The 14,095-nt window shown below is 70.4% G+C and carries 11 protein-coding genes; 10 read left to right on the plus strand and 1 reads right to left on the minus strand.

Features of this window, described 5'->3' with window-relative positions; genetic code table 11:
- Window positions 1-240: 240 nt before the first annotated feature.
- From DLJ59_RS09515 to DLJ59_RS09560, 10 genes are all read left to right on the plus strand, one after another.
- Window positions 241-1,611, plus strand: a complete 1,371-nt coding sequence (locus tag DLJ59_RS09515; protein WP_124772134.1) for an L-serine ammonia-lyase — start codon at window positions 241-243, stop codon at window positions 1,609-1,611.
- 71 nt (window positions 1,612-1,682) lie between these two features.
- Window positions 1,683-2,510, plus strand: coding sequence for an ABC transporter permease (locus tag DLJ59_RS09520; protein WP_124772135.1), 828 nt, complete (start codon window positions 1,683-1,685; stop codon window positions 2,508-2,510).
- 1 nt (window position 2,511) lies between these two features.
- Window positions 2,512-3,258 carry an ABC transporter ATP-binding protein gene (locus DLJ59_RS09525; RefSeq protein ID WP_124772136.1) on the plus strand — a complete coding sequence of 249 codons (747 nt, stop codon included), beginning with the start codon at window positions 2,512-2,514 and terminating at the stop codon, window positions 3,256-3,258.
- On the plus strand, window positions 3,255-5,315 hold the full coding sequence (locus DLJ59_RS09530) for a DUF5941 domain-containing protein (RefSeq protein WP_124772137.1): 2,061 nt from the start codon (window positions 3,255-3,257) through the stop codon (window positions 5,313-5,315). The genes DLJ59_RS09525 and DLJ59_RS09530 overlap by 4 nt, the downstream gene beginning before the upstream one ends.
- Window positions 5,316-5,329: 14 nt before the next feature.
- Window positions 5,330-7,540, plus strand: coding sequence for a bifunctional glycosyltransferase/CDP-glycerol:glycerophosphate glycerophosphotransferase (locus DLJ59_RS09535; protein WP_124772138.1), 2,211 nt, complete (start codon window positions 5,330-5,332; stop codon window positions 7,538-7,540).
- 123 nt (window positions 7,541-7,663) lie between these two features.
- On the plus strand, window positions 7,664-8,962 hold the full coding sequence (locus tag DLJ59_RS09540) for an ABC transporter ATP-binding protein (protein ID WP_124772139.1): 1,299 nt from the start codon (window positions 7,664-7,666) through the stop codon (window positions 8,960-8,962).
- 94 nt (window positions 8,963-9,056) lie between these two features.
- Entirely contained in the window at window positions 9,057-10,067 is a 1,011-nt protein-coding gene (locus DLJ59_RS09545; protein WP_124772140.1) for a hypothetical protein, read from the plus strand.
- A 63-nt stretch (window positions 10,068-10,130) separates the two neighbouring features.
- Window positions 10,131-10,595, plus strand: a complete 465-nt coding sequence (locus DLJ59_RS09550) for a DUF4442 domain-containing protein (protein WP_124772141.1) — start codon at window positions 10,131-10,133, stop codon at window positions 10,593-10,595.
- Between the two features lie 59 nt (window positions 10,596-10,654).
- Window positions 10,655-11,458 (plus strand): HAD family hydrolase, encoded by an 804-nt coding sequence (locus DLJ59_RS09555; protein ID WP_124772142.1) that lies wholly within the window; start codon window positions 10,655-10,657, stop codon window positions 11,456-11,458.
- A complete protein-coding gene (locus DLJ59_RS09560) occupies window positions 11,455-13,827 on the plus strand; it encodes a glycoside hydrolase family 65 protein (RefSeq protein ID WP_124772143.1) in 2,373 nt (790 codons plus the stop codon). Before DLJ59_RS09555 ends, DLJ59_RS09560 begins: the two co-directional genes overlap by 4 nt.
- Before the next feature lie 73 nt (window positions 13,828-13,900).
- Here the strand turns inward: DLJ59_RS09560 and DLJ59_RS09565 are convergent, their stop codons facing one another.
- Window positions 13,901-14,095 carry a hypothetical protein gene (locus DLJ59_RS09565; protein ID WP_124772144.1) on the minus strand — a complete coding sequence of 65 codons (195 nt, stop codon included), beginning with the start codon at window positions 14,093-14,095 and terminating at the stop codon, window positions 13,901-13,903.

Raw genomic sequence — 14,095 nt, forward strand, 5'->3', positions numbered from 1 at the left:
CTCCCGAACCGTCCGCGCCTGCCGCCTGCGCCGGAACGTGCGCGCGGGCGAGATGGTGGTCGGGCGTTCACGTCCCGGACCGGGTGGGCGGTGAGCTGGGCAGGTAGGCTGGCTGATCGGCCTTCCACACCCCGGAGGGCCGGCACCCATACCCCGGACGGTCACGAGCGGGGCCGCCAGATCGGTGGTCACGACCCGGCCGGGTCCCGTACGCCGGGACGACGGCGAGGAAGCGCAGCCATGATCAGTGTTTTCGACCTCTTCAGTGTCGGTATCGGGCCGTCCAGTTCGCACACGGTGGGGCCGATGCGGGCCGCGCGTACGTTCGTTGGCGGGCTGAAGGCCGACGGGTTGCTCGCTGACACGGTGCGGGTGCAGGCCGAGTTGTTCGGTTCGCTGGGTGCCACCGGGCATGGTCACGGCAGTGACCGGGCGGTGCTGCTCGGGTTGGCCGGCGAGTCGCCGGAAACGGTCGACACGGACACGGTCGGGCCTCGGGTGGAGCGGATCCGGGCCGAGCGGCGGATCAACATCCTGGACGCCCACGAGATCGACTTCGACCCGGATCGGGACCTGACGCTGCACCGCCGCCGGTCGCTGCCGTACCACCCGAACGGGATGACCTTCGTGGCGTACGACGGGGCCGGTGCGGAGCTGCGCAGCCGCACGTACTACTCCGTCGGTGGCGGTTTCGTGGTCGACGAGGCGGCGGCTGGCGCGGACCGGATCAAGCCGGACAGCACGGTGGTGCGGTATCCCTTCCTGACCGGGGCGCAGCTCCTCGACGTGACCAGCCGTACCGGTCTGTCGATCAGCGAGGTGATGTTGGCCAACGAGCGTTCGTGGCGCAGCGAGGCGGACATCCGGGCCGGTCTGCTGGAGATCTGGCGGGTGATGCAGGAGTGCGTGCAGCGCGGCTGCGAGCGGGACGGCGTACTCCCTGGGGGGTTGAAGGTTCGGCGGCGCGCGGCGGAGCTGCGGCGCGGCCTGGAGGCGGAGGCCGGGTCGGCGGACCCGCTGCACGCGATGGACTGGGTGACGCTGTTCGCGCTGGCGGTCAACGAGGAGAACGCGGCGGGCGGCCGGGTGGTCACCGCGCCGACCAACGGGGCGGCCGGGATCATTCCGGCGGTGCTGCACTACTACACCCGGTTCGTGCCGGGGGCTGATGACGAGGGTGTGCTGCGGTTCCTGCTGACGGCGGGGGCGATCGGTGTGCTGTTCAAGGAGAACGCCTCGATCTCGGGCGCCGAGGTGGGCTGCCAGGGTGAGGTCGGTTCGGCGTGTTCGATGGCGGCGGCGGGGCTGGCCGAGGCGCTCGGTGGCACCCCGGAGCAGGTGGAGAACGCCGCCGAGATCGGGATGGAGCACAACCTCGGGTTGACCTGTGACCCGGTGGGTGGCCTGGTGCAGATCCCCTGCATCGAGCGGAACGCGGTGGCTAGCATCAAGGCGATCACGGCCGCCCGGCTGGCGTTGCGCGGCGACGGTGTGCACAAGGTGTCGCTGGACAAGGTCATCAAGACCATGCGGGAGACGGGCGCCGACATGAAGGTCAAATACAAGGAGACGGCGCGTGGCGGTCTGGCCGTCAACGTGATCGAGTGCTGAGTCCGGTCGATTCGGGGCAATCGTTCACCGACTGCTAACCTGTCGTCCGTTTCAGGAGGCGGGAGGCTGCGGTGACCTCTGGCGTCGCGGCGTTGTGGTCGCACCGCAACTCGCTGCGCATCCTGGTCAGACGGGATCTGGCGGTCAAGTACCAGCAGTCGGTGCTCGGCTACTTCTGGTCGTTGATCGAGCCGCTCGGCATGGGCGCCATCTACTGGTTCGTGTTCGGGGTGCTCTACTCCCGGGACACCGGCCGGCACCTCGGTGAGGCGGCCGGGTCGTACCCGCTCTTCCTGATCACCGGCATCTTCGCCTGGATGTGGACCAGTTCGGCGCTGAGCGAGGCGACGAACGCGTTGACCGGCCAGTCCCGGCTGATCACCACGATGAACGTGCCGCGTCAGGTCTTTCCGATCGGCCGGGTCACCGGCCGGTTCGCCGAGTACGCGGCCGGCCTGCCCATCCTGATCGCCATCGCGGTGGTCTACGCGGCGCACGGGCGGATCCACCCCGGCTGGTCGCTGCTGTCCCTGCCGCTGGCGGTGGCCGTGCAGGCCGTCCTGCTGACCGGGCTCGCCTTGCTGCTGTCCGCGTGGAACGTGCTGATGCGCGACGTGGAACGGTTGATGCGGCTGATCATCCGGGTGCTCTTCTACGCCACGCCGATCATCTATCCGCTGAGCCTGGTCCGGGAATCGGGGCTGCCGGGCTGGTTGAAGGTGGTGTACGAGCTGAACCCGCTGGTCGGGATCTTCCAGCTGCACCACGCGATCTGGTACCCGGACGAGTTCCCGGACGCCCGGCTACTCGTCACCACGATCGTCGGCAGCCTGCTGGTGCTGGCCGCCGGTTGGTGGTCGTTCCGCCGGTTGGAGCCCGCCGTGCTCAAGGAGCTCTGACGTGGCCGCGCCGATCATCGAGGCGGACGGCCTGGGCATCCGGTTCGTCCGCAACCGTCGCCGTCAACTGCGGCTGCGTGAGTTGTTCATCCACCGGGGTGCCCGTGGTGCGCTGCCCGGCCAGTTCTGGCCGCTGCGGGACGTGTCGTTCACCGTCGAGCCGGGCGAGACCGTCGGGGTGATCGGGCGCAACGGCACCGGCAAGAGCACCCTGCTGCGGCTGATCGCCGGGGTACTCATTCCGGATGAGGGCGACATCCGGGTGCACGGCGCGGTGGCGCCGTTGCTGGAGTTGTCGGCCGGTTTCTCCAACGACCTGACCGGGCGGGAGAACCTGCACCTGGTCGGTGGGCTGCACGGACTGTCGACGAACTACCTGAAGCGGCACTTCGACGAGATCGTCGAGTTCGCCGGTGAACAGGTGGAACGGGCCATCGACACGTCGGTGCGGCACTACTCGTCGGGAATGAAGGTGCGGCTGGGTTTCGCGATCATCTCGCACCTGCCGCATCCGATCCTGCTGATGGACGAGGTGACCGCGGTCGGTGACGCGGAGTTCCGTAAGAAGTGTTACGCGACGATTGATCGTCTGCTCGGGGAGGGGCGCACCTTGGTGCTGGTGTCACACAACGAAAAGGACCTGACCCGGTTCTGCCGTCGGGGGTTGTACCTCGACGCGGGCCGGTTGACGCTCGACGGCACCATCGCCGAGGCGCTCGACGCCTACCACGCCGCGGTCCCGCGGTGACGCTGGCGATCGTGCTCGCCGCCGGGGCGCCCGCGGCGGGCCTGACCACGTCGACCGGTGAGCCGCTGGCCGATCGACTGGCCGCCCAGTTGCGGGCGGCCGGGGCGGCTGAGGTGCGCTTCGCGGCGAACCTCGACGAGCTGGCCGGCCTGGTCGCCACCGCGACCGCCCCCGTGCTGATCACCGGCACGGACCTGGTGGCGCACACCGCGGTACTGCGGCACCTGGCCACCAGCCCGGTGGGGCCCACTGTGGCGTTGGTGCTCGGCGACCCGCCGGTGCCCGGTCGGGCCGCCGTTCGGGAGGAGCGCGGCCAGGTGGTCGACGCCGGCGCGTTGGAGGCTCTCGACGGGGACGCCACCGGTGTGTTCGGCGGTGCGTTGCGGGTTGGCGTGGACGACCTGCCGACCCTCGCGGCAGCCGCCCGGGCCGCCGCGTCCGGGATGCTCCCCGTCGCCGCCCCGATCGGCCCGGCTGGCGACGTGGCACCGCTGCCGGCAACCGCCGGGGCCCGCTCCGGGGGGTCGGTCGCGGCCGGTGGCCCCGGGTCCGCCGTGGACCGGCTCTTCGCGGGCCTCGCGGCGCTCGGCACCCTGATCTTCGCCCAGCGGGTACGCCTGCTCGTCGCCCACCGGGTCGAGGACGCGGCCGGGCTGACCGCTGCCGAGGCTGCGGTGACCGCTGTCGACGAGGACCGTGCCGAGCTGCGGTTGTCGGTGAAGGAGAAGGACGACTTCTTCTCCACCTATTTCGTCAGCACCTGGTCGCCGTACCTGGTCCGGCTGTCGGCTCGGCTCCGGCTCACCCCGACCGGGGTGACGGTGATCTCGGTGCTGTTCGCGCTGGGAGCGGCGGTTCTGTTCGGGGTCGGTGGGCGACCCGCGCTGGTCGGTGGCGCGGTGCTGCTCTACCTCGGCTTCGTGCTGGACTGCGTGGACGGCCAACTGGCCCGCTACACCCGGCACTTCAGTGCCTGGGGTGGCTGGCTGGACACGATGGCGGACCGGGCCAAGGAGTACCTGGTCTACGCCGGGCTGGGCTTCGGGGTGAGCCACGCCGGGCTGGGCAACGGGTGGGCGCTCGCGATCGCCGCGATGACGTTGCAGACCGTCCGGCACATGACGGACACCTGGTACGGGGTGCTGCACGACGAGGCGGCCCGTCGACCGCGTACGGCGACGAACGCCAGCGGTGGGATCGGTGACCGGCTCAACGCGGCGTCGACCCGGGTGCAGGCCGACACCGGTTCGGTGTCGTACTGGTTGAAGCGGACAGTGGTCTTCCCGATCGGTGAGCGGTGGGCGCTTATCGCGTTGACCGTGGCGCTGTTCAACCCACTGGTCAGCCTGATCGCCGTGCTGGTCTGGGGTGTGCTGGCGTTCGCGTACACCGGGGCGCTGCGGACGCTGCGGGCCCGCTGGATGTGGGTGCCGGTGCTGGACACGGTCGACGCCACCCTGCACCGCGACGACGGGCCGTTGGCCCGCTGGTTGCCGGTGGTCCGCCCGATGGGGCCGTTGACCCTGGCGGTGATCGCCGCGCTCGGCCCGGCGGTGCTGCTGGTCGGGGCGTTGCTGGGTGACGCGCCCGAGGGGCTGCGCTGGGCGGTGCCGGTGGCCTTGCTGGTGCTGCTGGTCGGCGGTCTGGGTGCCGGGGCGGCGCACAACGGTCCGTTGGACTGGCTGGTGCCGGCGGCGTTGCGGGCCGCCGAGTACCTGTTCGCCATCGCGGTCGGGGTGGTCGGCGGGGCGCCCGGTTGGCTGATCTTCGGGTACGTCTTCGTGCTCACCGTGCACCACTACGACCTGACCGCTCGGCTGGAGAAGCGGCAGGCGGCACCGCCGCTGCACGCGGCGACGCTGGGTTGGGAGGGGCGTTCGGTGCTGTTGGCCCTCGCGGCGATCGCCGGTATTGCGGGTGTCGGACTGGCTACACTCGGTGCGTACCTTCTCGTGGTTTTCGTGGTGAGCGTCGTCCTGGCCTGGTTCGTGCGACCGGCCCGTAGCGCGCGGGCGTCCGTCGCGCCGGCGGGCGCTGGAGGTGCCGCGCCGCGCTGACGGAGGGCGGCCGGATGACCCTGATCAGCTTCGTGGTGCCGGCCTTCCGGGTGCAGGGATACCTGCGGGAATGCCTGGACTCCATCCTCGGTCAGCCGGTGACCGACATCGAGGTGATCGCCGTCGACGACTGCTCGCCGGACGCCAGCGGCGACATCATCGACGAGTACGCGGCCCGCGACCAGCGGGTCCGCTCGGTCCGGTTGCCGGAGAACGTCGGCCTCGGTCCGGCCCGGAACATCGGGCTGGACCGGGCCGTCGGCGAGTACGTGTGGTTCCTCGACGGCGACGACTGGTTGGCTCCGGAGTGTCTGACCGAGGTCGCCGAACGGTTGCGGGTGACCCGCCCGGACGTCCTGCTGGTCGATCACGTGCGCACCCACTGGAACAACACCGCCACCCGTAGCGCGATGGCGGAGGTGTTTCCGGAGTCGCCGGGCTCGGGCACGTTCCGGTTGCGGGACCGGCCGCAGGCGATGCACCTGTTGCACACCGCGTGGAACCGGTTGGTCCGTCGGGAGTTCCTCGTCGACCTGGGGCTGCGTTTCGCGCCCGGCTGGTACGAGGACGTCTCGTTCAGCTATCCGGTGCTGATGGCGGCTCGGCGGATCGGCGTACTGGATCGGGTCTGCGTCAACTACCGCCAACGCCGCGCCGGCGCGATCACCAAGACCCGGGGTGACCGGCACTTCGAGGTGTTTCCGCAGTGGCACCGGGTCTTCCACCTGATGGATGAGTGGGGGCCGGCGACGGAGGCCCTGCGGCCGGCGGTCTTCGAACGGATGATCTGGCACTACCTGACGGTGCTGGGCAACGGTCAGCGGATCGCGCCGGAGCTGCGGGAGGCGTTCTTCGCGCAGATCACCGCCGACTACGAGCGCTGGCTGCCGCCCGGCGGCTATCCGGTGCCGGACGGGGTCGAGGGGATCAAACACAAGCTGGTCGCCTCCGGCCGGTGGCGCACCTTCAGCGCGTTGCGGGCGGCCAGCCGGGCCCGCGACGCTGCCCGCCGGCGGGCCCGCACGGCTCGGCGCAAGGTCGGCCCGGTCGCCCGGCGGGGTGCCCGGCTGACCCGCGACAGGTTGCTGCGCGAGTACTACCGGGCCGAGTTGCGGCGGCCGATCGATTCGACGCTCGCGGTGTACGCGGCGTACTGGTATCGGGGTTACTCCTGCAACCCGGCGGCCATCTACGAGGTCGCCCGCCGGTTGGCGCCGGGGGTGCGCGGGGTGTGGGTCGTGCGCCGGGACCGGGTGGGCGCCGTGCCGGCCGGGGTGGAGTACGTGGTGGCCGGCACGCCTGCGTACTACCGGGTGCTCGCCCGCGCCCGGTGGCTGGTCAACAACGTCAACTTTCCGGACTTCGTCCGCAAGCGACCGGAGCAGGTGCACGTGCAGACCCACCACGGCACGCCGGTCAAGGTGATGGGGCTGGATCAGCAGCGTTACCCGATCGGCGCGGGCCGGATGGACTTCGCCGGGTTGCTGCGCCGGGTGGACCGCTGGGACTACAGCATCAGCGCCAACAGCTTCTCCACCCAGATGTGGGACCGGGCGTACCCGGCCACGTACACGACTCTGGAGGTGGGGTACCCGCGTAACGACCGCCTGGTCACGGCCGGCCCCGACGAGGTGCGCCGACTCCGCGCGGAGTTCGGCCTCGACCCCGACGAGCAGGTCGTCCTGTACGCCCCGACGCACCGCGAGCACCTGCCCGGCTACCGGCCGCCGTTCGACCCGGACCGGTTCGTCCAGGCGCTGGGTGGTTCGGGTCGGTTGTTGATGCGCAGCCACTACTTCCACGACCGGGATCGACGTCCCGGCCAGCCGAAGGACTGGGAGCGGGTTCGCGACGTCAGCGGCCATCAGCGGGTGGAGGATCTCTATCTGGTTGCGGACGTGCTGCTCACCGACTATTCGTCGGCCATGTTCGATTACGCGGTGCTGGACCGACCGATAGTGCTCTACACCCCGGACTGGGAGGCGTACCGGCTGGCGCGGGGCGTCTACTTCGACGTCACGGCCGAACCGCCGGGCGCGGTGGCCGCCACGTTCGCCGATCTGCTCGATTTGTTCCGTACCGACGCGGTGCGCTCGGACGCGGCGGCCAAGGCACGTGCGCATTTCCGGGCCCGTTTCTGCACGATGGACGACGGGCGGGCGGCGGAGCGGGTGGTGCGTCAGGTGTTCCTCGGGGAGCCGGGCGAGCGGTCCGCGCACTGCTGATCGGGTTTTTGTCGTGTAATAGCGACGACATCGATCGAACATAAGACGTTTACCCGATGTCCTAAATCCATGATGCTGGTCACAGTCTTGGGGGGTTCGGCCGACGCGCTGGGGGGGAAGACGGTGAGCACCGTCACGCTCAAGGATGTGACCAAGGTTTTCCGGGATGGCACGCTTGCCGTCGACAGCATCAATCTCGATGTCAACGACGGCGAGTTCATGGTGCTGCTTGGGCCGTCCGGGTGCGGCAAGTCAACAGTGCTGCGCATGATCGCCGGGTTGGAGGATCCCACCACCGGTGCGGTGATGCTCGACGGCGAGTTGGCGAACGATCTCCCCCCACGCGACCGCAAGATCGCCATGGTCTTCCAGGATTTCGCCCTCTACCCGCACATGACAGTTGGCGACAACATCGCGTTTCCGCTGCGGCTGGCCGGGATCGAGCCCGAGCCGAGGGGCGAGCGGGTCAGTGACGTGGCGAGCGCGCTGGGCATCGGTGATGTGCTGGCCCGCAAGCCGGGTCAGCTCTCCGGCGGGCAGCGGCAGCGGGTGGCGATGGGTCGGGCGATCGTCCGTCGACCCGGCCTGTTCCTGATGGACGAGCCGTTGTCCAACCTGGACAGCGGCCTCCGTGCCGAGCTGCGCGCGGAGATCTCGGGCCTGACCCGTGAGCTGGGCGTCACCACCGTCTACGTCACGCACGACCAGGCTGAGGCGCTCACCATGGCCGATCGGGTGGCCATCATGCGCCGCGGCGTGCTCCAGGACGTGGGCACACCAACCCAGGTGTACGGCCGACCGGCGACGCTCTACGTCGCGGCGTTCCTGGGCAGCCCACGGATGAACCTGCTGGAGGCGTCGGTCTACGTCCACCTCGACCGGTACGTGACGCTCAACCTCGGTGACCAGTCGCTCTACCTGCCCTGGAACGACATCCGCAGTCGGGCCGTGGCGCACTACCACGGTGAGCGGATCGTGGTCGGGATGCGGGCCGAGGCGCTCACCCCGGTCTCGCCGGACAGCCCCGGTGACGTGCTGCGCGGGCGGATCCGCTACCTGGAGCATCACGGGCACGAGTCGTTGGCGTTCCTCGACATCGGCGCGACCGCGATCATGGTCGACGAGATGGGCGCGCCGCTCGAACCGCCGCCGGTCGGCCAGCGCGGTCTGCGCCGGTTCGGCTCGGTGATGCAGCGGCTCACCGGCAAGCCGGTGGAGCCGGTGGAGCCCTCGGTCGGTGGAGTCCAGACCAGCGTGCTCCCCGATCCGGGTCGGCACCACCGACGCCCGGCGGAGCTGGCGGTGCGGCTGGCGCCGTACCCGGCGGTCAGTGCCGGTCACCCGCTCGCCGTCTCGGTGCGGATGGACGCGCTGCACTTCTTCGACGAGCGTGGCGACCGGATCGACGTCGGTTGGCGCTGACGACGCGCCGGATCGGGGTGGCGGGCTCGCCACCCGATGTCCTACCGTCTGCCCACCCTGTCCGCCGTGCAAGACCACCGAGAGGGGTCCACCCGTGTCGGGTGACCGTCCCAGCCCGCTCGTCATCGAGCGCATCCTGCGCGATCGCGAGGGCATCTGGCAGCAGATCGTGGCCGAGCGTGACCTCAACGCCCTGACCGGGCGGATGCTGACCAGCTCCGCCATCGCGTTGGCCTGCTACGGCGCGGTGCTGGGCTTCTTCCACAGCCCGCTGATGGCGCTGACCTCGGCGCTGAAGCTGCCACTGCTGTTCCTGGTCACGCTGGCCATCTGCCTGCCCACGCTCTACCTGTTCAACCTGGTCTTCGGCGCCCGGCTCTCGGTGCGGCAGTCGTTGGCGCTGGTGATGGTGGCGATCACGGTCACCTCGATGCTCGCGGTGGCGTTCGCGCCGATCAGCCTCTTCTTCCTGATCACCGCCAACGACTACGGGTTCTTCAAGCTGCTCAACGTGGCGATCCTGGCCCTGTCGGCGCTGGTCGGGTTGCGCTTCCTGACCGGCGGCATGCAGGTGCTCAATGATCACGGCCTGCTCGCGCCGGAGGCCGCCAACGTGCCGGCGCCGGTCCAGGCCGTACCGGCAGCGGTCCAGGCCGTGCCAGCACCGGTCCAGGCCGTACCGGCGCCGGTCCAGGCCGTGCCGGCAGCGGTGCCCGCCGAGGCGACGCCGGCCACCGCTCCGGTCGCCGTGCCGGTCGGAGCCGCGGTGGCCGAGTCGACGTCGAACGGTGCCGTGACCACCGCCCCAGCTCCGGCGCAGGTTCCGACGCAGTGGGCCGGGCAGCCGGCCGGTGCCTCGTTCCCGCCCGGCTACGGGCCGCAACGCCCATGGGACGGTCGTCCGGTCCCACGCGCCGAGCCGACGCAACGGCCGACGAGCATGACCCTGCTCTACATCTGGATCCTGCTCTTCGGTTTCGTCGGCACCCAACTGGCCTGGACGCTGCGCCCGTTCTTCGGCGACCCCGGCCAGGACTTCGCCTTCTTCCGCAGCATCGACGGCAACTTCTACGCGGAGATCCTGCGCACCATCGCCAACCTCTGAAGTGCGCCCGGCGGGCGAAGGCAGTTGGTTGCCTGCCTCGTTACCGGTTAGTAACGTCAGGTCATGACTATCGACTCCCGCCAGGTGGTGGCCGGCATGCTGGAAGCGGTGCCGTTCGCCCGTACCCTCGGTCTTGAGTTCGTCGAGGTGGCGCCCGAGGCGGAGGGTGGCGTGCGGGCAGTCGTCCGGCTGCCCGACTCGCCGGCCAACCACAACCACATCGGCGGTCCGCACGCCGGCGCCATCTTCACCCTCGGTGAGACGGCCTCCGGCGCGGTCGTGCTGGCCGCCTTCGGGCAGCTGCTCGACCGGGCCGTGCCGTTGGCCGTCCGGGCCGACATCGCCTACCGGAAACTCGCCATGGGCCCCGTGCTGGCCACCGCGCGACTCGGCCGGCCGGCAGCCGAGGTGATCGAGGAGCTGGAGGCCGGTCGGCGTCCAGAGTTCCCGGTCCCGGTGGAGATCGCCACCGAGGACGGCAAGCCGACGTCGGTGATGACCGTGATCTGGACGCTGCGACCGAATTGAAACGCCGCAGGGAGGCGGAAACGGGTTTGCGGGTCCAACAGGGTGGATAGATTCGTAGGGTGCTGGGCCTACCTGCTCACGTGACCGCCTGTCTCTTCGATCTGGACGGTGTGCTGACGCAGACCGCCCGCGTACACAACGCCGCCTGGAAGCAGACGTTCGACGAGTTTCTCCGCCAACGCGCCACTGCCTCCGGCGAGCCGTTCCAACCATTCGACCCGGGCTCGGACTACAACCGCTACGTCGACGGCCGACCCCGGGCCGACGGCGTCCGCTCGTTCCTCGCCTCCCGGGGGATCGTGCTACCCGAAGGCGGGCCGGACGACCCGCCCGAAGCCGAGACCGTCAACGGCCTGGGCAACCGCAAGAACGTCCTTCTGCTGCAACAGCTGCGCAGCGCTGGCGTCGAGGTCTACCCGGGCTCGGTGCGGTATCTGAAGGCGGCAGCCGCCGCCGGCCTGCACCGAGCCGTTGTCACCGCGAGCGCGAACGGGGGTGAGGTGGTCACCGCCGCCGGACTTGAGTCACTGCTGCAGGCCCGGGTCGACGGGCTGGTGGCCCGCGCCGAGGGGCTGCCCGGCAAACCACACCCCGACACGTTCCTCGCCGGGGCCAGGCTGCTCGGCGTCGACCCGACACAGGCCGCCGTCTTCGAGGACGCGCTCTCCGGGGTGGCCGCCGGCCGCGCCGGCGGCTTCGGTTACGTGGTCGGCGTCGACCGGGTGGGGCAGGCCGACGAGCTGCTCGCCCACGGCGCCGACGTCGTGGTGAAGGACCTCGCCGACCTGCTCGACGTCGCCGAACCGCCGTCGCCGACCCGCACCGCGACCGACCCTCTGGCCGCCCGACGAGGCTCCGCATGATTCGTGAGCGCGCCTACCCGGTCGAGCCGTGGCACGTCCGGGAGACCCAGCTGGACATGGACGTGCTGGCCCAGTCGGAGTCGGTCTTCGCGCTGTCCAACGGGCACGTCGGTCTGCGGGGCAACCTCGACGAGGGCGAGCCGCACGGCCTGCCCGGCACCTACCTCAACTCGTTCTACGAGCTGCGGCCACTGCCGTACGCGGAGGCGGGCTACGGCTTCCCCGAGTCCGGGCAGACCATCGTCAACGTCACCAACGGCAAACTGATCCGGCTGTTGGTCGACGACGAACCGCTCGACGTGCGCTACGGAGAGCTGCTCGCCCACGAGCGGATCCTCGACCTGCGGGCCGGCACGCTGCACCGGGAGCTGCACTGGCGCTCGCCCGCCGGCCGGGAGGTCAAGGTCCGCAGCACCCGCCTCGTCTCGTTCACCCAGCGGTCCGTGGCCGCCATCAGCTACGAGGTGGAGGCCGTCGACGGCCCACTGCGGCTGATCGTGCAGTCCGAGTTGGTGGCCAACGAGTCGTTGCCTGCGCAGAGCAAGGACCCCCGGGTCGCGGCGGTGCTGGAGTCGCCGCTGCAGGCCGAGGAGGAGCTGACCACCCCCGACGGCGGGCAGCTGATCCACCGCACCAAGGTCTCCGGTCTGCGGGTCGCTGCCGCCATGGAGCACGAGGTGCACGGCCCGGACCACACCACCATTGAGTCCGAGGGATACGAGGACTGGGTGCGTACCACCATCGCCTGCGTGCTCAAGCCCGGCGAGAAGCTGCGGGTGATCAAGTATCTGACGTACAGCTGGTCGAGTCGCCGGTCCCTGCCGGCCCTGCGCGACCAGGTCGGCGCGGCACTGGCCGGCGCCCGGCTCGACGGGTGGGACGGGCTCCACCGGGAGCAGCGCAACTATCTCGACGAGTTCTGGGACGCCTCCGACGTGCTTGTCGAGGGTGACCCGGAGGTGCAGCAGGCGGTCCGGTTCGGTCTCTTCCACGTGTTGCAGGCCGGCGCGCGCGCCGAGCAGCGGCCGATCTCGGCGAAAGGGCTGACCGGCCCCGGTTACGACGGCCACGCCTTCTGGGACACCGAGATGTTCGTCCTGCCGGTGCTCACGTACACCCAGCCGAGCGCGGTGCGCAGCGCACTGCAGTGGCGGCACAGCACGCTGGACTCGGCGCGGGAGCGGGCCGAGACGCTCAACCTGCGGGGCGCCGCCTTCCCCTGGCGGACCATCGAGGGCCCGGAATCGTCCGGATACTGGCCGGCCGGCACGGCAGCCTTCCACATCGCCGCCGACATCGCCGACGCCGTGCGCCGCTACGTGATGGTCACCGGGGACACCCAGCTGGAACGGGAGATCGGGCTGGAGCTGCTGGTGGAGACCGCCCGGCTGTGGCGTTCGGTCGGCCACCACGACCGGCACGGGCGGTTCCACATCGATGGTGTCACCGGCCCGGACGAGTACACCGCCGTGAAGAACGACAACGTCTACACCAATCTGATGGCGCAGCGGAACCTGCTCACCGCCGCCGACGTGGTCATGCGTTACCGGGACGAGGCGTTCCATCTCGGGGTCACCGACGAGGAGGCCGCGAGCTGGCGGGACGCCGGCACCTCCATGCACGTTCCGTACGACGAGGAGCTCGGCGTCCACCAGCAGGTGGACAACTTCACCCGATTCGAGGAATGGGACTTCACGCACACACCGGCGGAGAAGTACCCGTTGCTGCTGCACTACCCGTACTTCGAGTTGTACCGCAAGCAGGTGGTGAAGCAGGCCGACCTGGTCCTCGCCATGCACTGGCGGGGGGACGCCTTCACCCCCGAGGAGAAGGTGCGCAACTTCCTCTACTACGAGCGCCGCACCGTACGCGACTCGTCGTTGTCGGCCTGCACCCAGTCGGTGCTCGCCGCGGAGGTGGGCCACCCCGAACTCGCGCACACCTACCTGCGTGAGGCCGCGCTGATGGACCTGCACGACCTCAACGAGAACACCCGCGACGGCGTACACATGGCGTCGTTGGCCGGCGCGTGGCTCGCCCTGGTCGGCGGGTTCGGCGGTCTGCGGGACCACGACGGTGGACTGTCCTTCGCCCCCCGGCTCTCCAGCCGCCTCAGCCGGTTGGAGTTCTCGCTCCAGTGGCGGGGGTTGTCGCTGCGGGTGGATGTCCGACCGCACCAGACGACGTACTCGCTGCGCCACGGCGGCCCGGACGACGTGGTGGAGCTGCGCCACCACGACCAGTTGCTGCGGGTGACCTGCGACGAGCCGGTGACGGTGCCGGTGCCGCCGGCCGAGCCGTCCGGCCCGCCGCCCGAACAGCCACCGGGCCGGTCTCCACTGCTGCGGTTGCCCGAGCGCGAACAGTGACAGGCGGGGCGGGAATGTTCCCGCCCCGCCCGCCCGCGCCGCTGAGCCAGACCGGCTCACCGGTCGTGGTGTGTCAGACCGGCTCGCCGGTGGACGGACGCCCGATCGCATCCCGGGGGGCCGCCGCCTTCGGGTCGTCGGGCAGCCGGGCCGACGCGGCCTGGTCTCCGAAATCCTGCTCCCCGAAGTCCTGGTTGCGCTCCGCGTCCTGTTCCCGCTGGGCCTGCTCGGTCAGCTGCTGCTGCCGGGAAATCTGCTGCTTGGCCAT

Origin of the sequence: Micromonospora inaquosa (genome assembly GCF_003857055.1) — a bacterium.
Lineage (GTDB): Bacteria > Actinomycetota > Actinomycetes > Mycobacteriales > Micromonosporaceae > Micromonospora > Micromonospora inaquosa.

Coding starts and splice junctions, on each gene's coding strand:
- DLJ59_RS09515 (WP_124772134.1), top strand. CDS start 241: ATGATCAGTGTTTTCGACCTCTTCAGTGTCGGTATCGGGCCGTCCAGT.
- DLJ59_RS09535 (WP_124772138.1), top strand. CDS start 5,330: ATGACCCTGATCAGCTTCGTGGTGCCGGCCTTCCGGGTGCAGGGATAC.
- DLJ59_RS09550 (WP_124772141.1), top strand. CDS start 10,131: ATGACTATCGACTCCCGCCAGGTGGTGGCCGGCATGCTGGAAGCGGTG.
- DLJ59_RS09560 (WP_124772143.1), top strand. CDS start 11,455: ATGATTCGTGAGCGCGCCTACCCGGTCGAGCCGTGGCACGTCCGGGAG.
- DLJ59_RS09565 (WP_124772144.1), bottom strand. CDS start 14,095: ATGGCCAAGCAGCAGATTTCCCGGCAGCAGCAGCTGACCGAGCAGGCC.